Below are 23,462 nucleotides of genomic sequence, written 5' to 3'. Positions count from 1 at the left end.
TTTAAGACAATCCAGAAATAACACCATTATTATCAATGCTCATATTTTCGGACGCAGGAATTGATGGCAACCCAGGCATTCGCATCATTTTTCCTAAGATAGGAATTACAAACTCTGCACCTGCAGCTATTTCAATTTCACGAACGGTTATTGTAAAACCAGTAGGTCTTCCTATTAAATTCGCATCATCTGAAAAAGATTTTTGTGTTTTTGCCATACAAACAGCAAAATTATTAAATCCTAATTTATCTATTCTTCTAAGGTTTAATTCAGCCTTCGTATCATAAACAACCTTATCTGCTCCATAAATTTCTTTTGCAATAGTTTCAATCTTCTCTTTAATAGGAGATTTCCAATTGTACAAAGGTTTGTATTGGGTTGCTTTGTTTTCTACAACATCTACGACAGCTTCGGCTAATTTTTTAGTTCCTTCACCTCCATTTGCCCAACCTTCAGACAAAACTGCTTTTACTCCTAAGCTGGCACAGGCATCAATTACAAACTTCACTTCTTCTTCAGAATCTGAAACAAAAGAATTAATTGCAACCACCGGTTCTATGTTAAATTTTCTAATATTTTCAATATGCTTTTCAAGATTTTTAAATCCGTCTTTCACTTTTTCTAGATCTGCTGTATTATACTCTTCTGATTTAGCACCTCCATGATGACGTAAAGCTCTAATAGTAGCAACCAAAACCACACATTTAGGGTTTAGATTCGCAAACTGAGACTTGATATTCAAAAACTTTTCAGCTCCTAAATCCGCACCAAAACCTGCTTCAGTAACAACATAGTTAGATAATGACAGTCCCATTTTAGTCGCAATAATAGTATTTGTTCCTTGCGCAATGTTTGCAAACGGTCCGCCATGAATAATCGCAGGATTTTCTTCTAATGTCTGCACTAAATTAGGTTTAATGGCATCTTTCAACAAAATAGCCATCGCATTTTCGGCTTTTAAATCTCTTGCAAAAATCGGTTTTCTATCAAAAGTGAAACCGATAAAAATGTTTCCTAAACGTTCTTTTAAATTTTCTAAATTTGAAGCCATACAAAGTATTGCCATCACTTCAGAAGCGGGAGTAATATTAAACCCGTCTTGCCTTGGCACACCGTTAGAAGTACCTCCTAAACCAATGGTAATATCACGCAGAGATCTATCGTTCATATCTATCACACGCTTCCATAGAATAGTTCTAGGATCTATGTTTAAGTTATTGGTTTTACTTTGAATGTTGTTATCTATTAATGCTGATAATAAATTATTTGCCTTTTCGACCGCATTAAAATCTCCCGTAAAATGTAAATTAATATCTTCCATTGGTACAACTTGCGAATATCCTCCACCAGCAGCGCCACCTTTCATTCCAAAAATAGGCCCCAAAGAAGGCTCTCTTAGAACAACGGTTGCTTGTTTTCCTATTTTATTTAAACCTTCCGTTAAACCAATAGAAACGGTAGTTTTCCCTTCACCTGCAGGTGTTGGTGTTAAGGCGGTAACCAAAACTAAATTGTTGCTTTTTATTTTTTCATCATCTATTAAAGATAATGGTAATTTTGCTTTGTACTTCCCGTACATTTCTAAGTCGTCCTCTTCTATATTTAATTTTTTAGCAATATTTTTTATATGTTGCAGTGTTTTTGCTTGCGCAATTGCAATATCAGATTGATGTTCCATAGCTACTATTTACGTATTATTGTTTTTTGATTTTTAAGAGAATAAATATAGTCAAAAATAAGAATATTTAAAACTCTTATACCATTACACTATAAAACTACGTATTACAGAATTAAATAAGATTCTTTAATTAAGAACTAAGAAGCAATATTTTTATATATTTGACTCATGCAAGCAAAATGGTACATTAGTACTTTCTTTTTATTATTTCTCTACTTTAGTGCATCTCAGGAGCAAATTTCAATACCAAATCAAGAAATTGTTCTAGAGTTTATTGACTCTAAAATCAACAAAAAAAATATTAAAAACACCGTTGCTAAAGTAAAAGAAGAACTAATAAAACTTGGCGTTGTAAATATTACAATCAAAACAAACAAAAAAGGCACTTTAAAAATTTCTTATTATAGTGCTGTTGGCATAAATAATATTAAAGAAGTTCTCAAAAGTCAGCATAAATTAATTCTAAATCAAAATTCTAAAGACAAAGAAGATAATAACAACTCTTCTAATTACAATATTGATATTCATGAACTAACAGTTAAAACTGATATCTCTAATTTAGATGATCAATTTGTATTTGAAATAAAATATAATTCGGATAGGTTTACAACTGTAAATTACTTGGCTCTCGCAAAAAACTTAGAGCAACACAAAACAGATCAACTTTATAAAATTGCATATAAAGTTAATAAAAACAATTCTTTTACAAAGAACAGAACTTCTTACAAAGAGCCAGAAGTTAGAGCTGGCCCCCAAAACTACATTAGCTAAAAATGTACTCATTTCCATTTTTTGCAACCCCTTTAAATTTAGGAGTATCACACTATAAATAACAAAAAACAATCACCAAAAATAATTGTCAGATTTTACGAGAAACAATATATTTGCTCGTTTTTAAAAAAAAGAAAGTCGACATAAAATAACGAACATGCAAAACAAAGGACTGATTAAAGTATTTGCTATTCTTTTCGGAATAGTGAGTTTATATCAACTATCATTCACATTCTTAGCAAACAAAGTAGAAACGGATGCTAAAGAATATGCTGAATTAAAGGTAACTGATAATAATGCAAGAAAGAAAGCTGCTTCTGAAAAGAAATATTTAGACAGTGTTGCAAACAAAGACATTATTAATTTAGGTATTGCTAAATATACCTACAATGATGTTAGAGACAAAGAAATGAATCTTGGTCTTGATTTAAAAGGTGGTATTAATGCTATCTTACAAGTTTCTGTTAAAGAGGTTTTAAAGAATTTGTCTAACGATTCTAAAAATGAAGCTTTTAATAAAGCTTTAGAAGCTGCAGATGAAAAGCAAAAAAGTAGTAATTCAAATTATTTAGACTTATTCTTCGAAGAATTTCAAAAAATTGCTGGAGACACTAAATTAAGTGATCCTTCAATTTTTGGAACAAAAGGATTAAGTGAGAAAATTTCTTTTAATGAAAACAATATTTCTGTTAGAGAAACTTTACAAAAAGAAATTAATAGTTCTATTGGTACTGCTTTTGAAGTTTTAAGAAGTAGAATTGATAAATTTGGTGTAGCCTCTCCTAACATTCAAAGAATTGGAAATTCTGGTAGAATTCAAATTGAATTACCAGGCGCTAAAGATATTGAACGTGTAACTTCTTTAATTACTAGTAAAGCTGAATTACAGTTTTGGGAAGTATATTCTAATGCAGAAGTTTTACAATATTTATCTATAGCAAATTCTAAATCTATAGAATTATTAAAAGATACTTCTGTAACTGAAAAAGTTAAAGACACTGTTAAAAAAGATGATATTGATGATTTATTAGGAGAATCTATCGATTCTACACAAGTAAACCAAAAAATGCTTTTCTCTTACTTAAGTCCAATGCAGGCGCAATTAAGCTCTACAATTGGGTATGCTAAAGTTATAGATACAGCAACTGTAAATGACTTATTAAAAAGAAAAGAAATTAGAGATTTACTACCTAATGAATTACGTTATGTAAAATTCTTATGGGATTATAAATCTTTTTCTACGCAACAACCAGGAACTGAAAACAGTGACTTTGAAGCGGATGAATTAGTTGCTTTATATGCAATAAAATCAAATAGAAATGATGTTGCCCCTTTAGAAGGCGATGTTATTTTAGATGCTTCTCAAGTTTTTAGTCAATTAAATAAACCTGAAGTTAGCATGACTATGAATAGTGGTGCTTCTAAAGATTGGGCAAAACTAACAACAGATTTAGCTGCACAAAAAGATAAATTTATTGCAGTAGTTTTAGATAACAATGTATACACTGCACCAACAGTAAACAATGCAATTACAGGAGGTAGTACTTCTATTTCTGGTGGTAGCATGACTATTGAAGAGGCAGAAGATATTGCTACTGTATTAAAAGCAGGTAAATTACCAGCTGCTGCAAGAATTATTCAAATAGAAGTTGTTGGTCCCTCTTTAGGACAAGAAGCAATAGACGCTAGTTTCCTTTCATTTGGTTTAGCAATTTTATTGGTTTTACTTTGGATGATCTTATACTATGGTAAAGCTGGTTTATATGCCAATATTGCACTTATTGTAAATATCTTATTCATCTTCGGAATTTTAGCGTCTTTCAACGCTGTGTTAACATTACCTGGTATTGCTGGTATTATTTTAACAATTGGTATGTCTGTTGATGCAAACGTAATTATCTTCGAAAGAATTAAAGAAAGTTTATTTAAGAAGAAAGGGTTAAAACAATCTGTAGAAGAAGGGTTCTCTGTAAAAGGAGCGTTATCTGCAATTATTGATGCAAACATTACCACTCTTTTAACAGGTATTATCTTATTTGTTTTTGGAACAGGACCAATTAAAGGTTTTGCTTTAACTTTAATGATTGGTATCGCAACCTCTTTATTTACTGCTGTATTTATTACTCGTTTATTAATTGATGGAGCTGTAAATAAAAACTCTAAGTTAACTTTTAACACTTCTATCTCTAAAGGATGGTTTCAGAATATTAGTGTAGAGTTCTTAAAGAAACGTAAAATTGCATATATCATTTCTGGAACAATTATTATTGGTGGTCTTATTTCAATCTTTTCAATCGGATTAAAACAGGGTGTAGACTTTAAAGGAGGTCGTTCTTTTGTTGTTCGTTTCGATCAAGACATGAATTCTACTAAAGTTGCAGAAACATTAAAAGATGCTTTTGGTTCTGCACCTGAAGTAAAAACATACGGAACGCCAAATCAATTAAAAATAACAACTGCTTATAGAATTGATGATGAAGGACAAGAAGTAGATGAAGAAGTTCAAAACACTTTATTTACTGGATTAAAATCTTACCTAGGAGACACAACTTATGATAACTTTAAACCAGGTTTTGAAAAAGAAGGTTCTGGTGTAATGAGTTACATTAAGGTAGAACCAACTATTGCAGATGATATTAAAACAGATGCTTTATATGCTGTTTTTGGATCTTTACTAGTTGTTTTCTTATACATTTTATTACGTTTTAGAAAAGTATCTTTCTCTATTGGAGCGGTAATTGCAGTTTTTCATGATGTATTAATCGTATTAGCTGTATTCTCTATCACATATAGTTTCATGCCTTTCGATATGGAAATCGGTCAATCTTTTATAGCCGCCATTTTAACGGTTGTTGGTTATTCCTTAAATGATACTGTGGTTATCTTTGATAGAATTAGAGAATTTACAGGAACACACCCAGAATGGAAATATAGCAGAGTTGTAGATAAAGCTTTAAGTTCTACTTTAGGAAGAACAATAAATACTTCTTTAACAACATTATTAGTAATGTTAGCAATCTTCTTATTTGGTGGAGATTCTATTAAAGGATTTATGTTTGCACTAATTGTAGGTGTTATAGTTGGTACATATTCATCATTATTTGTTGCAACACCAATAATGTATGATACTTCTAAAAAAGAAGAAAAGAACAACTAGTTCTAATTTAACATATTAAAAACCGTTTTCTTGTGCTGTACTTGTTTCAGCAATTCATAAGAAAACGGTTTTTTCATTTCAATAATAGCAGTTATATTTGCACTCTTATGAGTATTATAAAACTTCAAGATTTATATTTTAAGCCTTTTATTAGTAGGGAAAAAATTTCGGCAATTGTAAAATATTTAGCAAAAAGCGTAAAAGCAGATTTACCTAAAGATGAAGTACCTGTTTTTGTTGGTATTTTAAATGGTTGTTTTTTATTTGCAGCAGATTTTATGAGAGAGTTCGAAGGTGACTGTGAAATTTCTTTTGTTAAATTAGCTTCCTATGAAGGTACTTCTACAACAGACAATGTAAAACACCTAGTTGGTCTTAATGAAGATTTAACAGGCAGAACGGTTATCATATTAGAAGACATTATAGACACAGGTACCACACTTCAAGAAATTTATAATATCTTTAGAGACAAAAACGTAAAACAACTAAAAATAGCTACTTTATTTTTTAAACCAGAGGTTTTTAGAAAAGAGTTACCAATAGATTATATCGGTCTAAGTATTGATGATAAATTTATTGTTGGTTATGGTTTAGACTATAATGGCTTAGGAAGAAATTATCCAGAAATATATCAACTATCAACAAAACCAAAAATGAAAAACATCGTATTATTTGGCCCTCCAGGAGCCGGAAAAGGAACACAAGCAGAATTTTTAAAAAATATGTACAATCTACTACATATTTCTACTGGAGATGTCTTTCGTTTCAATATTAAAAACGAAACAAAATTAGGCTTGTTGGCTAAAAAATATATGGATGAAGGCGATTTGGTGCCAGATGAAGTTACCATAGAGATGCTAAAAGCAGAGGTAGAAAAAAATGCAGATGCAAATGGCTTTATTTTTGATGGTTTTCCTAGAACACAATCTCAAGCAGAAGCTTTAGATATCTTTTTAGCTGAAAAAGGAGAACAAGTAAATGGAATGATTGCACTTGAGGTGCCAGAAGATATTTTGGTAACTCGTTTATTAGAAAGAGGAAAAACAAGTGGAAGAACGGATGATACTGATGAAAGTAAAATCAGAAATCGTTTTAATGAATACAATACAAAAACAGCTATTTTAAAGGATTATTTTGATGATCAAAATAAATACTACGGAATTAATGGTGTAGGTTCTGTAGAAGAAATTACACAACGAATTTCTAAAGTGTTTGATACCCTTTAAAGGCGTAACTTTGCAAATGTTTAATAGGTATCTTTTTAATTACACTATTAAGCAATTACATAATTAAACAGAAAACATGACTGAAGGAAATTTTGTCGATTACATAAAAATTTACGCATCCTCTGGAAAAGGAGGACAAGGATCTGTGCATTTACACAGAGAAAAATACATAACTAAAGGTGGACCTGATGGTGGTGATGGTGGACGTGGTGGACACATTATTTTACGTGGTGATAAAAACATGTGGACATTGTTTCACTTAAAATTTAAACGTCATTTTAGAGCTGAAGGTGGTGGTGCAGGAAGTAAAAGTAGAAGTACAGGCCGTGATGCTGAAGATATTTTTATAGATGTACCCTTAGGTACTATTATTAGAGATGCCGATACTGACGAAATCTTACACGAAATTACAGAAAATGGTAAAGAGGTAGTTCTATTACCTGGTGGAAAAGGTGGACTTGGAAACTGGAATTTTAAATCTTCTACAAACCAAACACCAAGATATGCACAACCAGGTATAGATGGTTTAGATGGTTGGTTTAGAATCGAATTAAAATTACTAGCAGATGTTGGTTTGGTTGGCTTTCCTAACGCAGGAAAATCTACCTTACTGTCTGTTTTAACCTCTGCTAAACCAAAAATTGCAGATTATGCTTTTACAACCTTAAAACCTAACTTAGGAATTGTTGAACATAGAAATCATCAAACATTTGTAATTGCAGATATTCCTGGAATTATAGAAGGTGCTGCAGAAGGAAAAGGTTTAGGGCATCGTTTTTTGCGTCATATAGAACGTAACTCTGCGTTGTTGTTCTTAATTCCTGCAGATAGCGATGACATTAATAAAGAATATGAAATTCTTTTAAATGAATTGAAACAACACAATCCTGAGTTATTAGATAAAGACCGTTTATTGGCAATATCTAAAACAGATATGTTAGATGATGAGTTGCAAGCAGAAATTAAAGCAGACCTACCAAAAGGTGTTGAAGCTTTATTTATATCTTCTGTTGCCCAAAAAGGGTTGCAAGAATTGAAAGATAAACTTTGGGAAATGCTTAACTAATATTTGCGTTTACAGATAATTCTGAACATGTTTCAGAATCTTATTAATTTACATTTTATAAAGGTTATATTCTAGTTTCAATATTTTGCAGCAGTATGTAACCTTTATTATTTTAAGCTTCTTGCTTATTTCCTTAGAAACAAAAACTACTCTTTTAATTGAATGAGTATTGGTAACCGATACTTTGTTGTTACAGGAATACCTCTTTTAATTGCTGGGTGAATACTTGGTATTCTATCTACAGAAACCTTTAGAAGACTGTCTAGTTTTGGTAATTGTTTTTTTATACTTTCTGATGCTTGTATTGCTTCTAAAACAATATTTCCTTTCGCATCTATTAGCAGATCTACATAGATAATTTCAGAAATTGAATCTTTAATAATGAATTCATGTTTTTGTAGCTCCACTCCTATTTTTCTGTGAATTGTATTCCTAAAACAATTAGACTTTTCTTCTTTATTTATTAAGGAATCACAAATTTTAAAGGAAGGTGATGTATCTACAGAAGAAAAATTAACAATGGTATCTGTAAATTGATTTTTATTCGTTTTTGAAAATGAAAATTTATCACAAGAAGTGATAAAAATAATCGTTAATAAAAAAATAAACGCTCTAAAATACATTTGATTATATCAATAAAGTAAAAATACAACATAAAATAGATTTACAAACAATTATATGTTTTAGAAAAATACTTATAAATAAGAAAAACCCTTTATTGCTAAAGGGTTTTTCTTTAAAAAATTAAAATATTTTTATAATTGAACCGCACTATATCTAATAGTTGTATTACTAGCAGGTACAAAACTAAAAATTCTATTAGAAGAACCATTTAATGTGGTAGGTTGATCTACATATAAACCGTTAGAATCTACTATTACGTCCAATAGTGGCTTTATAGCATCAGTAAAAAATTGTGGTGTTGTTGTTGATACTATAGTTAAGTAAATCTTACCATTTTTAACTTCTTTGCTAATATTGTAGAAAGCATTACCAATACTAGTTCCTATAAAAATTCTACCTGAATCTTTATCTAAGTCGTATAAATCAATTCTAGTAACATCGAAGAAAATAGAAGCATTTAAATTTGTTATTAAATTACTAAAACCAACATTTGTTAAGTCTGGAGTCCAATCAGAAGCCAAAGAATTTAAAAACGGATTATGTAAAATTAAAAAGTTTGGTAGAATATCTTTACCCGTTAAAGGAATTGCAGGAGTACCCACATAACTAATTGTTACCTTTGCACCTTGCTCTTCTGCAACAAACTCATTGTTTATTTCATCATAAATAAAGTTTTCGACTTCAATATTCCCTACCGTTATTGCTGGACTCACCTTAAAACCAGTCGCAGTAGGTGCAATACCAAAATTCACGTCTAGTACTTCGCCATTTTCATCTAACTTTATTGATGTAGAGAAACGTCTTGCATTATTATAATTAAATGAATACGACGCTACATTTCCTTTATTTTCAATAGTTAAACTCCTAAAAACTGATTTTGAAGGATCATTCTTAATGTTCTTTAACATAGCTCTGTTCTGAGTAGAAAGATTGTTCCATTCATCTTTAGATGCTCTAACAAATTTTATGTAGTTTGAGGGGTTACGATTACTTCTAAAAATAATATCTTCACCCTCTATACTAGAGAACAAAAACTCAAAATCTCCTTTATAACCTTGCCCCACAAATGCTGCGTCTGGAAAATTAGCTCCATCAGATAATTCGTGAATAACATTTTTGGTTGTAAATGTTAATTTAAGTGTAGCCCCCAATGAAAGACCATATAAACTAGTTTTCGTAGGATCTGCATTACCAAAATCAGAATCCATTCTAACTTCTGATTCATTTATGAAATCAAAAAGAAAAGTAAACCCACCCAAAGCAGTCTCATCTGTAAAATAAGTCATTTTCCAGCCTGCCTCTGGAGCTATTAAAAAATCGCTTACTTTTTTTAATTTTTTTTCGAACCGAACTGCTGGTACATCTTCGAACAAAAGCTCTGGATCACTATTATCTTCACAACTATATAAGACTACTATAAAAAGTAATGCTAATATTTGCCAATTAATTTTTTTTAGATATTTCATATTTTTTATATTGTGGCTTTAATAATATTTTCCGCAGCTACTCTTTGTAGCTCATAAATATCAACATTAAATTGTTTTAAAAAATAACTAGCAACCAAAGCTTCTTTTTGTTTAATTAAATCAATTGCTTTTTCTGCTTGAGGAGTTGCTATTAAAGTAGCTGCATCTGTGGCTATTTTAACTTCTGTTGCAGTTGCTGTTGCATCTAATTGCCCTAGCGCATTTGATACAGCCTTATCTATAATTCTCTTACTAATATTATTTAAAATGGCCTGATAGTCTACTGCTGAGTTTGATAACAATGTTGCTGTCATTTCTGCAAAATCTTCGGTATGGCTTAACCTTGAATAATCTGTAATAAAACCTAATTCGTTTGCAATATCAAATCTTTCTGTTCTATCTGCTGGATTAAACCATTGTGACGTATAATCTCCTGGTGTTACTTGCTTAAAAGCCTCTTCATCAAATCTAAATTGTTGATTTAATATATGTGTATATTCATGTTGAATTGTACGCACAAATCGGGTTATACTTGCTTTGTCTTTTAAATTGATTAAATCTGCCTCAAATAAAACAATGTTTTTTCCACCTTCAGCAAAACCTAAAGTACGCGTTCCATTTTCATTTAAGTTAAAACCACCAATTAAGACTAACTCTCTAGGAGCTATTTTTTTCACAAACTCTTCTCCACCTACCGCAGAGTAAGTATCGATCCAAATTATCTTAACAGCTTCCATAATAGGAATAACATTTTCTAGCGTTGGTGGAAATAAAAATCTATTTAAATCTACACGACCTTCATCCCATTTATAAGTAACGTCTATATTATATGGTGTTGTATAATTATCTCTTAACCAACTATCTGTACTATTAAGGCCAGGTGTTGTAATGTCTATATTACTTTCAGTTAATTTTTCATCTACATTACTGCACGATTGAAACAACCCTACAATTACTAATGCTATTAATATATATATATTTTTCATAAGTGTTTAAAGTTAATTATTACCTAGGATTTTTAATTAAGCCAATATTGGTAGCAGACTCTGGTATTTGCATTTGTCTACGCAAATCATCTTTAGCTAAAGTAATTTCTGAAACGAAAGAATTTTGTTTCTTATAAGCTCTTTTAATTTCTATATTAAACCTTCTAACATCAAACCATCTTAAACCTTCGTGATAGAATTCTTTTTGTTTAAAACTAAGAACAGCTTTTACAAAAGAGGTTTGTTTGTCATCCTTAAAACCATAAGAAGGTGTCAGTTCATTTGCAATAACAGGGTAAGTATCTGTAACCATTTCTGCTGTTAAATTATCTGTTCCATTATTAAAACCTACTGTTTTCTTAGACAAGAAATCTGTTAAATCTTTTAATGAATTAGTATAATTCTCTTTCATTGCATACGCTTCTGCTCTATTTAAAAGAACTTCATCATAGCTAAACAAAACTTGTGGAGTAAGACCAAAACCGGTTCCTGCACTCTGGTTTGTAATTTTAAAATACTCATCAAATTTTGGTAAGTTAGAAAACTTATCACCCCCAAAAGTTTGATACGCCCATTGCTTGTTTAGAGGGTTTCCAGAAGTAAAAATATCTGATCCAGATAAAAGTCCATAATTTGTTGATGCAAAACTCCTTGCCCACCAAGAACTTACAGAGTTTACAAGAATATTTGCATCTTCTAAAGTATTATTATACCTAAAAGTACGCTCTCCATAAGAAAGTGTTCTATATGCTACCATATCCCTAACTTGTAATCTAGGGTTAATTAATAATTCATTAGCATTTAATATCACTTGATCCCAATCTCCTTTATATGTGTAAAAACGAACAGCAAAGGCTTGTCCTGATTCCTTAGAGAAATGAAACTTAGGATTTTCTTCTCTATTTTTAATTAGTTTTAACCCTTCATTTAAATCTCGTTCAATAAAATCATATACTTCTTTTACTGTATTTCTAGTGTATTTTTGAATTAATACAGTTTCTGGTTTAGTAACGTAAGGAATACCCAAATCTGAATTTGCTGTTGATGGATCGAAGTGTTTCCCCCAGAAATTAACCAACATAAAATGTGCATACGCTCTTGCAATTAAAGCTTCTCCTTTTTCTGCGTCTAAATTAAATTGATTTTTTAATTCTTCTATCGATTCAAGTGCTTGGTTTGCTTGTGCAATAGCTTCATAGCAAGCTACCCAATACGCGGTTGGAGAATCTTGATTTAAATCGATACTTTCTTCCCAATTAAACATTTGCTCATGCAGTAAATCATTAGCTACTCCATTATTAGTTGGTTTAGACAATGCATTGTCTGACATTAATTCTGCCATTAACATATAATTACCTTGTGGGTAAGCACCTGTAATTAATGCTTTTATTTTTTCTCCACTATTTATAGTTGTTCTATCATCTGGTAATTCAGATAGATAATCATTACAAGCTACCAAAGAAAAAAGAAATAGCAGCGCTGTAACTTTAGTTATTTTTTTATATAATATTTTCATTTTATTATTTTTTATATACCAATATTTAGTGACATTGTAAATTGTCTAGTGATAGGAAGTGCAACTCCACCAGTACCATAAAATTCAGGATCTTGACCATTTAGCTTAGCGTCTGAATAAATTAAGAATAAATTTGTTCCTTGAAATTGAACTCTTAATGAAGACAGCCCTATTTTATCTAAAACATTTCCGTCGAAATTATAACCAAGCGAAACATTTTTCATTCTAAGAAAATCTCCACTAGCTACTCTATCAGTAGAAAAATTATAAGCATTGTATGCTCTAGAAAGAGCACTGCTACCAAAAGAATTATTATTTCTAACGTCTACAATTTTCGGGATGTTCGTTCTGGTTTCATCTCCATCAAACATCCATCTATTAACAGTACTTTTAGTAAACACATTAGTTCCTGTATAAAAATTATCTAACGCAGGGTTTAACCTTACAACATTACCTCCAGCACCCGTTATTAAAACTCTTAAATCCCAATTTTTATACTTGAATGTGTTTGAAAAACCTCCATTCATGTTAGCCTGAACAGAACCATTAGATACTAAGTAGTCTAGTATATTTTCTGAGTCTTGAAAATTTACATCTGTTACAGAATCATCTCCTTCTGGCAGTTCAAATGTAGGAACTCCTTGATTGTTTAATCCATTGAATTTAAAAGAAAACAAAGAATTCAAGGGGAAACCGACTACATTACCTCCCTGTAAATCAACAAGATCAATAACACGAGGTTCATTTTGAAGTTTTGTTATTTTTTGATCAAAATAAGAAAAGTTAAGAGATGTAGACCAACTAAAATCTGTAGTTTTAATATTTTTTGTTGTAATTGCAAACTCTACACCTTTAGTATCAATGTCAGCATTATTACCAAATTTAAATAATTGTCCTCCAATACCATTTGTTCTTACCAAATCGATATTATCAAAAACATCTCTTTTCCAAACATCTGCTGTTACTTGAATTCTATTATTAAATAATCCTAAATCAAATCCTAAATTTAATTCATACTGCTTTTCCCAAGTTAACTCAGAGTTCTCTAAATCATCTATATTTAAAAACGTTTCTCTTTCTTTAACTGTTAGTCTATCTGTAATTTCGCTTCTAAAAATTGCCAATGCATTTGTTGCAGGCCCTGGTGAAGCAGAAAGTCCATAAGAACTTCTAAATTGCAAATTATTTATAACATTAGAGTCTTTTATAAAATTTTCATCAGATGCATTCCATTTTCCACTTACGGTTGCAGTTGGCAACCATCTAGAACTTGTAGATTCACCTTGTCTGTTAGATCCATCATACCTTCCCGTTGCAGAAAAAATATACTTATCATCATAAGAATAGGTTGCCCTACCAAAAAAAGCAACTGTTCTTTCTCTGTCTCTTGCTAAGTCAAAATAATTATCACCATCAGTTATTATTTTTTCTAATAACCTCGGATCTGTAAAAGGCGTAAACCCGTTTTCAAATTGTAAACCGTAACCAGTGAACTCGTTTCTTAACCTGTCTACATAACGAAGTTCTTGACCTAATAAAGCATTAATATTATGTTTATTATTAAATGTTTTGTCATACTTAAAACTATTTCTCACATAATAAGATGTTAATGTATTATCATTTTTAATATACAAGCCACCTTCAGGAAAGACAGTAACAGGAATAGCGTCTGGATTGTTTGGATCTGTGTATAAAAATATATTTGCATTAGCAATTACAGGAGTTCCATCTGAATTATAAGCTCTTACTACATTAGATTTCTCTCTTACTTGATGTTCTCTTGTGCTATTAACATACCTAGAAGACATATTCAAATCATAAGTAAGAGCATCTGTTATTTTATAAGAAGCATCAAACTGAAACCGAATATCTTTTACATCTAGATCTATCGTATTATTCTGTAACTCTTCTAAAATATTAAACGGAGCCCAATTATTAGTATAATATTCTAAATCTCCATTATTATCTCTTGGTCTTAATGCTCTCGATGTATTTAAAGCATAACTAAATGGATTAATATCAAAATCTCTAGAAAATTGGCCATCAACAACATCAGCAACTCTTCTAAATGTACCTGGTGCTTTTTGATCTCTAATAGACGCTACCGTTGCCAGCGTTATCTTAAATTTGTCTGAAAAGTAATACGTATTCTTTATATTAGAAGTTAACCTTGTAACTTTATCTGCAATAGACCAACCAGGATCACTTACAAAACCAATCGAAGCATAAAAAGAATTATTTTCTCCACCTCCACTAAAATTAATTGAATGATTTTGCATTAAAGACTGTCTAAAAAGTGTCTTAAACCAATTTGTATTTGCTAGTTCATACTGTTGTAAAAACTTATTTCGACCTTCCTGTGTATTTACCACACCAAAGCCTCCATTTTGGAAGGAATTAATTTGCTTTTCTAAAATACCATAAATTCCAGAAAATCTAGCATTTCCTACAGCTGGTAATTTTAAAAAACCTTGTTCTCTTAATCCTTGAAGTGCACCTACAGTTTCTTTTGAATCTAAAATATCATATTGAGAATAACTAGGTATATCTCTTACTGTTTGTTCTAAAGTATATGTAACCTTTAAAGGACTTGACTTTTTACCACTCTTGGTTGTGATTACAATAACTCCATTTCTTGCTCTTGCACCATATATTGATGTAGCAGAAGCATCCTTTAAAATATCTATCTTTTTAATATCTGTAGCATTAATTCCTGCAATCGAAGAACTAATTAAAGTTGAAGCATCTCCTGAAGTTAAGGCATCTAAGTCTTGTTCAACAATATCTTCTTGTACGACACCATCTATAACATACAATGGATTATTATTACCAAAAACAGAAGAAGATCCTCTAATTGTAATTTGTGGTGCTGCTCCAAATGTCCCTGTAATATTTTGTACGTTAACCCCTGCTACTTTACCCTCTAACATTCTACTCACGTCATTAATACCATCAATTTTTAAATCTACAGCATTAATTGTCGTTGCGGCTCCAGTAAAACTTTTCTTGTTAATTTTATCATAACCTGTTGTTATAACAATCTCAGCAAGATTTTCTGTAGATTCCTCTAAACTAACGTTTAAAACCAATGAACTACCTACTGCAACTTCTTTCGTTTGAAAGCCTAAAGATTGAAAAACCAATACATCTCCTTTAGATGCTGCTATTGAATATTTTCCGTCAAAATCTGTCGCAGTACCTTTACCTGTTCCTTTAACACTTACAGATGCCCCTATAATAGGCATGCTGTTTTTATCTATTAATGTTCCGGTAATTTTTTGTTGAACTATTTTCTTTTTTAATAAGATTGATCCATCTTTATTGAAAATATAAACGACATTACTTTTTTCTAAACTTTTATTTAAAAGTTCTTTTACAACGATAATACCTTTATTTAACACAACTTTTGGGAGCTTGTTAAAAAGACTGTTTTCGTAAACAAACGTGTAATCTGTTTGTTTTTTAATAAGTTCAAAAACTTCTTCAACAGATATGGTTATATCTGAATCGATTTTAATTTTTGCGTTTTGAGATACTCCTTCACTTGAAACAAAAGCAAATGATATTGTACAAAATAAGTAAATAAACGTTCTCATAATAGTAGTTAATAGCTTTTTTCGTGAGAGAAAAAAGGCTTCAGTAAATTTAATTTCCATAAATTTGTTAAGTGTTAATTAATTGATTAATAAGCATGATCTTAAGGAAGTGTGGTTTTTACATTGTGAGAGATTGACAAAACCACTTTCCTTTTTTCTTTATTTTCTTAATTTTATATTTTTATCTTTAATTTCATAAGTAATATTACTTGTATTTGTTATTGCTTCTAAAACAAATTCTATATCTTGTTTTTTGTTTAAAACTCCATTAAACCTTAAATTTTCAATTTCTTTATTTTGTATAGAAATATCTACATCATACCATCTAGAAAGTACTTTTGTAATTTCTGTTAATTGAAGGTTTTTAAAATTAAAATATCCTCTAACCCAAGAAATTTCTTCTTTTGCTTCTACTTCTTTCTGTTGTATTTTTAGAGTTGACATGTTTAATATGGTCTGCCCGTTTGGTTTCAAATAAACTTTTTCACCAATCTTGTTTTCAACGAAAACTTTTCCTTCTATTAAAGTGGTAATTATTTCATTATCCTCTGGATACGCTTTAATGTTAAAATAAGTACCTAAAACACTTACATTTTGTAGAGAGTTTAGAACCCTAAAACCATCTCCCGAATTATTTCTGCTTGAAGAAACTTCAAAGTAAGCCTCTCCATAAATCAATTCAACTTCTCTAGTAGTTCCTTTTGTAAAACTTACAGGATATTTAAGTTTAGATTCTGAATTCAACCAAATTTTTGTACCGTCTTCTAATGTCAAAGAAAACTCACCACCTGTATTTGTTGTAAGAATATTATACTCAATCTCCTTAACCTTCTGACCTAAATTAGGTTTCTCGGACTTAGTTGAAGATTTGTAAGCAATATTTTTACCCTCTCTTTTAAAAATTAAATTTTCAACTGTATCTTCTTTAGAAAGAATAACCTCTTTACCATCACTTAATGTTAGTATTGCTTTGTTACTATCTACAGGGTTAACAATTACTTCTGAAGTTTTTTCTATTTTATCTATTGGATTATAGAAATAGGAAATGGAAAACAATAATGCAATTGAAGCTGCATAATATTTCCAATTTGTTTTTTTAGTAGTTTTTATTTTATCTTCAATAGAACTCCAATTTTTCTCTTTATTAAAAATATATTCTTCTGAATCTTTATTATTTTTAACCTTTTCAAAATATGTTCTATGTTTTTCAGATTCTGAATACCATAAATCAAACTCTAATGCTTCTTTTTCAGAAAGCGTGTTGTTAATTTTTTTTATTATTAATGAAAACTCCATTTAAGAAAATATCTTTTTGTATAAAATTATAACCTTGCGGTAAACCACCTTATTGTTAAGACAATGTTAATTTAAAAAGGGGTGACAAAAATATTTTATATTTTTTAGAAAAAATAGAAGATTATGACAATATTTAAATAAAAACATTGACAATTAACAACAAAAAAAGCATAATTATTACAGAATCTTTAATCCTAACTTTTGCTCTTTTTAGTTGGGTTTTAACAGTATTTACAGAGACATTAAGTTCTTCTGAAATCTCATTATACTTATAATTTTCTAAAAATTTGAGTCTAAAAATCTCCTGCATTTTAAGTGGCATTTTATTCACTACTTCTAATACCTTTACATAGAGGATATCTTTATTTTCTTCAGAAGCTTCAAACATTTCAATATTATTGACTAATAAACTACTTAAATCAATATAATTATCATTATCTGTAATTTTTATAGTCTTTAGATGGTTAAGGCTTCTGTTTTTTACCATTGCATATAAATATGCCTTAAGTGAAGTTTTAATTTCTATTTTTCCTGAATATTCCCAGATGTACACAAAGACTTCTTGCACTATGTCTTCACTAATAGAGAAATCTGCCAAATATTTATTTGCATGCAGCACTAAATCCTTGAAAAAAAAATTATAGCAATTTTTAAAAGCAACTTTATCTTTTTTTTTAATTTGCGCTATTAAAAGATTGTTATTCATGATAAAAATTAATATAATTAACTGCGTTTTGTATACTTTTCTTACAAAGTAGAAACCTACAGTTATCTAAAAAAGAATTTATTTACGGTGAATATAATTAAATAAGTTTCATCAACTCAAATTTGGCTTTTATTTTTTTAAAAAAAAAGAATTTAAGTTATTACTCACAACCTATTATTTTTTCACCTACCCTAAGGTTCATGGGAATATTTTAAAAGAATCAAAAATTTATTGAAAAAGAAAAGTGCTAATAGTTGTTAAGTAACAATATAAAGTTATTAAAACTGAATAGATGCCCAATTCCGAATCCTCTAATTTTATAAAAACACCTTTTTAACCCACAGAACTACTTCAATAGTAATCAATACTTTACTACATTTTAACTAAATAAAATTGGTTATTGTAATTTTTAATTCTTAAAATTTAGTTTTATAATTACAAGAATAACTTCTTCTACTTTTGCCTCATTTTCTGTTACAAGAAAAGTATTAATAAAGCTATTATTTAGACCTTTTTTTTAGTAAAACTAGCTTCTCTTTCATTTTATTCAACGAAGATTGCATACTTAAATACTGACTAGAATTTTTATTTGAAATATAGGAAAGTGAATTTTCTAATGAACGAATCGATTTTTTTAATCTTACAACCTCTTCTTTTTCAGCTTCAATTCTCTCTGCATTCTCAAGAGCTTCTTTTTTCTCTTTTTCTTTTTTAAGGCCAATTAATTTATTTACAGAACTCGGACTCTCTATAGCATCTAAATTGTTTGTATAAGCCAATAACATCTCCTTGTAGATCTGTGATTTTTTATTTTTATTTAGCTTAAAGAAAGCCTTAAAATATTCTTCAGCTTTTTTATGAGCTCCTAATTCATAATAAAATTTAGACCCAAAAATTGCATTTTTTTCTATGTTAATTCCGCCGTTTAGTTCTCTACTTTTTTCTAAATACTTTGTTGTTTTCTCTATATCTAACTCTTTGTAAGTTTTTAATGCCCTTTGAAAATAGACTTTAGCTAAGTCCTTTTTATCCTGAGCATTACTATGCAAAGTGAAAGAAAAAAACATAATAATTAGTAAAAATTTCATAAATATTGATAAAAAAAAGAAACGCATTAGTCAATTTTATTAATACGTAAAACTACTAAAATTTAATGAATTCTCTATTCTAACTTTTCACCTCTCATAAAATAGTCTTTTTTAATCTCTGAAATTCTTTTTAAAACATAATCACTCTCTACTTTATTCCTATTTAAAAAACGTTTTATATAACTATTATAATGTTTGTATGCCATTTTCTTGTCTTTGTATAAGTCATCTGTAATTTTTGCTACTTGAAACTTCGCATTATAGTTTCTAGCATTTTCTTCAAACGCTTTTTCATAAAATTTTAATGCCATTTTTGGTGTTTTCATTTCAGAATAAGCCGTTCCTAAACCATAATACTCCTCATCTCTCTTTTCTTGTCCTATTATAGTAGCTCTATAATAATTAAACATAGCACTTTTATAATTCTTTTGCTTCATAGCAATATGACCTAAATAAGTAAATGTTTTAAAGTCTTCTGAATCTATTTCTACCACCTTTTTAAACCTTATTTCTGCATTCTGATAATCTTCGAGATTGTAATATACTTTTCCTAACATGGTGTTATTATATGCGTCCATTTTCTCAATGCTATCTAATTTTAGTAAAATAGGAATGGTTTCTTCATATTTGTTCTCTCTGTATAATTGATTTACTTTTATCCTATTTAAACTGATGTGACTTGGTACCAATGCTAAGCCTTTATCAATAAACAAATACGTCGAATCTTTCTCTCTCAGTTTAAAGAAGCTAAGCGCTAATTTAGAAATAGCTTTTATGTGTGTAGAATCTTTTTTAAATGCAGCTATAAAACTATTTATCATTCGATCTCTATCACTTAAATAAGAATACAGCAACCCTAAATTATAAGAATAACTTGCATTTAGAGTATCTTTTTTTATTAAATCTTTAAAAATTAAAGTAGCTTTATTTATTTTTTTAGTGTTAAAATACAACTTTCCTAGTTGGTACTCTAAAATCAAATTCAAGGAATCTTTAGCTAATAAGTTTTCATAAATAGCAATAGACAAGTTAGATTTTCTTAACTTTTGATACACTTTTGCTAATTTTAAACTCGCTTTTTTATCTTCTTTAAAGGTTAAAGCTTGTTCTAAAAAATAGGCAGTTTGTTTATAATTATCAATAGACTCATAAATAACAGCCATTTTATAATTTGATAAAAATGAAGGTGATTCTAAAGCTTTTAATCTTTCTAAAGCCAATTGATACCTCCCGTTTTCGAACAAACTATCTATTCTAGAAAAAGTCGGAGTTTGCGCCCCGACTTTTACAATAACAAATAATACTACAATTAAAATTCTCTTCTTCATTTTACTAATTTTATTCTATAACTACTGCAAGCGGAATGTTATAACTCACAGCTACCTTTTTACCTTCATGTTTACCTGGTTTCATTTTAGGTAGCGTATTCATTACTCTTATAATTTCTTCTTCTATTTTTTTATGTGGTCCTCTTGCTTGAATGCCCACAACATCTCCATTTTCATTCACTTTAAAACCTACAAATACTCTTTTCTTACCAGCACTTAAACCTAACTGATTTGGTAACGCAGTATTAAAGTCTCTTTTAAAATGCTTTTGAATCATTTTAGAGAAACAGTCTTTATCTCCAGAATCACAACCAGGAAATGTTGGTGCCTCTTCTATTGTAAGAAAGTTAACTGAACCGTCCTTATTATGAATACTTGCTGTTTCTGTTTTTGTTTCTATTTCATCATTATTAAAAACAAGTAATTTTCGGCTACTTGAACCTTTAAAAATTTTAGGTTGTGAAAATTCACCTTTTCCAAATTTATTATTAAATTTATCGTATTCTTCTTTTTCATCAGGTTTCAAATCAGAATAGGTTAATTCTTTTCCATCATTAAGGCTTCCTATATGAATATCAAAATAACTTTCATTTGTTAGTTCTAATGGATCAGTTTTACCCTTAAAAAACACTTTTTGTTTTTCTTTTATTATAGAATCCTCCTTTATTTCTGTTTCCGAACAAGAAGTATAAAAAAGCATACTAATTAATACAGGAATCAATACTAAATACTTTAATTGATTCATTTTTTTTGATTGTTTTTTCTTCATCATAATAATTCTTTTTTTAATTAATGTTTGTTTATAAAACTGGTTGATAAACGCAATATCTTCAACCTGAAAAAAGTTAGATAGCAATTGATTGATATAATTTTCTTTGGGTGCAGATTTTGTGGCTACTTCATCAGAAATGTATTCGTGCACTAAAGTGATTCTTTTCTGATAGATAAAAATCATCGGATTAAACCACATTACTATTTTTAAAACCTCGAAAAATAATAAATCTAAAGAATGTTTTTGCTTACTATGCACCAATTCATGTGCAATTACTTGTTCTTTTTGAGCATCAGGAATTTCGTCTCCTAAAAAAATATAGTTAAAAAATGAAAAAGCTTTTGTTTGCTTCGGAATTAAAACCAACGTGTAACCATCTTTCTTAGTTCGTTTATAAGAACGAATTAGATTTATAATTTGTAGCAGTTTCGCTAAGAACAATACACTAAAAATAATGACTCCAAAACCAAATAAAACATCGATGTAATTTACAGATGGATACCAAGATGTTTCTTGTATTACTTTTTCTGGTGATAAAATAATTTCTGGTAAATAGACAATATATTCTTGTGGTACTACTTTTTTAAATGTTGGTATTTTAACCAACGGTAACAAAAAAGACAAAATTGGTGTGCTTAATAAATACCATCTATTTTTTGTGAAGAAGGTTTCTTTACTTAAAAATAAATCATAAATTGCTAAGAACAACACCTGGAATAAGACAACTTGTATTATATAATTTATCATTTTTTTGTTTTTTATTTATCAAATAATGTCAGATCGAGCACAATCAAAACCGCAATTACCTCTCGATTACGCTCGAGAATACCTGTAAGCAATTCTAGCTGCAAACTGTTACTCTTTTCTATTCACTTCTTTTAAAATCGATTCTAATTCTTTCACATCCATTTTATTTTCTTTCACAAAAAAGGAAACCATACTTTTAAAGGAACCGTCGAAATAACCATTCATTAATTTATGCAAACTTTGGTTGCTATACGTTTCTTTTTCTATGATTGGATAATACAAAAACCCTCTTCCTAGAGCTTTATGACCTACAAATTCTTTGTTTTCTAAAATTCTAATAATTGTAGAAACCGTATTATATGCTGGTTTTGGTTCAGGTAATTCTGCGATTACTTCTTTTACAGATGCTTCTTGCAAATCCCATAAGACTTGCATTATTTGTTCCTCTGCTTTTGTTAATTGCTTGCTCATATATTTAAATATTTTGATTTCCCGCACTGAGAAAATTTATTTTCTCTTTTTAAATCAATTTTAATTTTAGAAATATTTTCTAATAGTAACTTTTCGTACTCAACTTTTTTAGACTTCGAAACACTTTCATTTTTCACTTTAAAAAGGTAGTATGCTACTTTTCCCTTTTTATTGAAGTAAACTTTATTCATAACTAATATTAAACTGTCTTTAACTCCCCAATCAAATTTATGTTCTTTTACAATTTCTCCTACTTGTTGATGAAAACTACCCCATGATTTAAGAACTTCTTTATATTCATTTTCTGTAGATAGTTTTGAATCTAACAAGTTATTATAGGCATCATCTAGCTTTAGTTTCATTAATTCCAAATACTTATCTTCATCATCAGAGTTTACAACAATTACAGTCTCATTGTTATCACATGAAAAAGTAAGGACATATAAAAAAATAAACATTAAAAGTTTCCTCATATTTTCAACTAACTTATTAGTTCAATAACACAAATATAACTAATTATTTAGTTTGAACTAATTTTTTAGTTATAAATTTATATTTAGCCTAAATTTTATTTTTATCGCTAATCAAAAAAATACGTGTTAGCAATAAAAAAAGGCAACCTACAGGTATGTTACTGATTATCTGATTTCTCCTTCACCACCTCTATAATTTACTATCAATTTTGTATTTTTTACTTTTATTCACAAAGTCATCTTATTATTAAATAAAACAGATTGTTGTTTTTATCTTTTTCTTTTCGATTGATGAATAGAAACAAAAATCTACACTAGATTTTATTTTCTTAAATTCGATATTGTATGTCTCTAGCAAATCGAAACCAACATATTATTTGGAGTATTACCGTTAGAGTAACTTAAATTTTTACGAAATTAAAAATAGGCAGTTGAACAAATGAATCCCTTTTATTAGCACTCGTTTTTTAACTTTGATTGGTTTTAAAACAATTA

General features: G+C 29.3%; 17 protein-coding genes. 4 read left to right on the top strand and 13 right to left on the bottom strand.

Annotated elements, in window-relative coordinates; genetic code table 11:
• Window position 1: 1 nt before the first annotated feature.
• Window positions 2–1,678, bottom strand: a complete 1,677-nt coding sequence (locus tag CW731_RS14420) for a formate--tetrahydrofolate ligase (RefSeq protein ID WP_100947387.1) — start codon at window positions 1,676–1,678, stop codon at window positions 2–4.
• 168 nt (window positions 1,679–1,846) lie between these two features.
• On the opposite strand from CW731_RS14420, the gene CW731_RS14415 reads away from it, so the two are divergent.
• From CW731_RS14415 to obgE, 4 genes are all read left to right on the top strand, one after another.
• Complete coding sequence (locus CW731_RS14415) at window positions 1,847–2,449, top strand: hypothetical protein (RefSeq protein ID WP_100947386.1); 603 nt, start codon at window positions 1,847–1,849, stop codon at window positions 2,447–2,449.
• 157 nt (window positions 2,450–2,606) lie between these two features.
• Window positions 2,607–5,606, top strand: a complete 3,000-nt coding sequence (gene secDF / locus CW731_RS14410; RefSeq protein ID WP_100947385.1) for a protein translocase subunit SecDF — start codon at window positions 2,607–2,609, stop codon at window positions 5,604–5,606.
• Window positions 5,607–5,713: 107 nt separating this feature from the next.
• Window positions 5,714–6,832: an adenylate kinase gene (locus CW731_RS14405; RefSeq protein WP_100947384.1), complete on the top strand. Its 1,119-nt coding sequence runs from the start codon at window positions 5,714–5,716 to the stop codon at window positions 6,830–6,832.
• A 76-nt stretch (window positions 6,833–6,908) separates the two neighbouring features.
• A complete protein-coding gene (obgE, locus tag CW731_RS14400) occupies window positions 6,909–7,898 on the top strand; it encodes a GTPase ObgE (RefSeq protein ID WP_100947383.1) in 990 nt (329 codons plus the stop codon).
• A 146-nt stretch (window positions 7,899–8,044) separates the two neighbouring features.
• On the opposite strand, the gene CW731_RS14395 is transcribed toward obgE, so the two are convergent.
• From CW731_RS14395 to CW731_RS14340, 12 genes are all read right to left on the bottom strand, one after another.
• Window positions 8,045–8,521, bottom strand: coding sequence for a hypothetical protein (locus CW731_RS14395; RefSeq protein ID WP_100947382.1), 477 nt, complete (start codon window positions 8,519–8,521; stop codon window positions 8,045–8,047).
• Window positions 8,522–8,653: 132 nt separating this feature from the next.
• Window positions 8,654–9,988, bottom strand: coding sequence for a DUF4302 domain-containing protein (locus CW731_RS14390; RefSeq protein ID WP_100947381.1), 1,335 nt, complete (start codon window positions 9,986–9,988; stop codon window positions 8,654–8,656).
• A gap of 5 nt (window positions 9,989–9,993) precedes the next feature.
• Window positions 9,994–10,974 (bottom strand): substrate import-associated zinc metallohydrolase lipoprotein, encoded by a 981-nt coding sequence (locus CW731_RS14385; RefSeq protein ID WP_100947380.1) that lies wholly within the window; start codon window positions 10,972–10,974, stop codon window positions 9,994–9,996.
• A 19-nt stretch (window positions 10,975–10,993) separates the two neighbouring features.
• A complete protein-coding gene (locus tag CW731_RS14380; protein WP_100947379.1) occupies window positions 10,994–12,490 on the bottom strand; it encodes a RagB/SusD family nutrient uptake outer membrane protein in 1,497 nt (498 codons plus the stop codon).
• Between the two features lie 11 nt (window positions 12,491–12,501).
• Window positions 12,502–16,086 carry a SusC/RagA family TonB-linked outer membrane protein gene (locus CW731_RS14375; RefSeq protein WP_100947378.1) on the bottom strand — a complete coding sequence of 1,195 codons (3,585 nt, stop codon included), beginning with the start codon at window positions 16,084–16,086 and terminating at the stop codon, window positions 12,502–12,504.
• A 159-nt stretch (window positions 16,087–16,245) separates the two neighbouring features.
• On the bottom strand, window positions 16,246–17,382 hold the full coding sequence (locus CW731_RS14370; protein WP_100947377.1) for a FecR family protein: 1,137 nt from the start codon (window positions 17,380–17,382) through the stop codon (window positions 16,246–16,248).
• 133 nt (window positions 17,383–17,515) lie between these two features.
• Window positions 17,516–18,088, bottom strand: coding sequence for an RNA polymerase sigma factor (locus tag CW731_RS14365; protein WP_100947376.1), 573 nt, complete (start codon window positions 18,086–18,088; stop codon window positions 17,516–17,518).
• 500 nt (window positions 18,089–18,588) lie between these two features.
• The gene (locus CW731_RS14360) at window positions 18,589–19,176 is read right to left on the bottom strand and encodes a hypothetical protein (RefSeq protein WP_100947375.1); all 588 of its coding nucleotides are present in this window, start codon (window positions 19,174–19,176) and stop codon (window positions 18,589–18,591) included.
• A gap of 74 nt (window positions 19,177–19,250) precedes the next feature.
• Window positions 19,251–20,504, bottom strand: coding sequence for a hypothetical protein (locus tag CW731_RS14355; RefSeq protein ID WP_100947374.1), 1,254 nt, complete (start codon window positions 20,502–20,504; stop codon window positions 19,251–19,253).
• A 10-nt stretch (window positions 20,505–20,514) separates the two neighbouring features.
• The gene (locus CW731_RS14350) at window positions 20,515–22,023 is read right to left on the bottom strand and encodes a M56 family metallopeptidase (protein ID WP_100947373.1); all 1,509 of its coding nucleotides are present in this window, start codon (window positions 22,021–22,023) and stop codon (window positions 20,515–20,517) included.
• Window positions 22,024–22,131: 108 nt separating this feature from the next.
• The gene (locus CW731_RS14345) at window positions 22,132–22,494 is read right to left on the bottom strand and encodes a BlaI/MecI/CopY family transcriptional regulator (RefSeq protein ID WP_100947372.1); all 363 of its coding nucleotides are present in this window, start codon (window positions 22,492–22,494) and stop codon (window positions 22,132–22,134) included.
• Window positions 22,491–22,967 (bottom strand): hypothetical protein, encoded by a 477-nt coding sequence (locus CW731_RS14340; RefSeq protein WP_100947371.1) that lies wholly within the window; start codon window positions 22,965–22,967, stop codon window positions 22,491–22,493. The genes CW731_RS14345 and CW731_RS14340 overlap by 4 nt, the downstream gene beginning before the upstream one ends.
• Window positions 22,968–23,462: the final 495 nt, after the last annotated feature.

This window comes from Polaribacter sp. ALD11 (genome assembly GCF_002831685.1).
Taxonomy (GTDB): Bacteria; Bacteroidota; Bacteroidia; order Flavobacteriales; family Flavobacteriaceae; genus Polaribacter.
The sequence above is the reverse complement of the archived record's forward strand: the minus strand, read 5'-3'. Positions and strand labels throughout refer to the sequence as shown.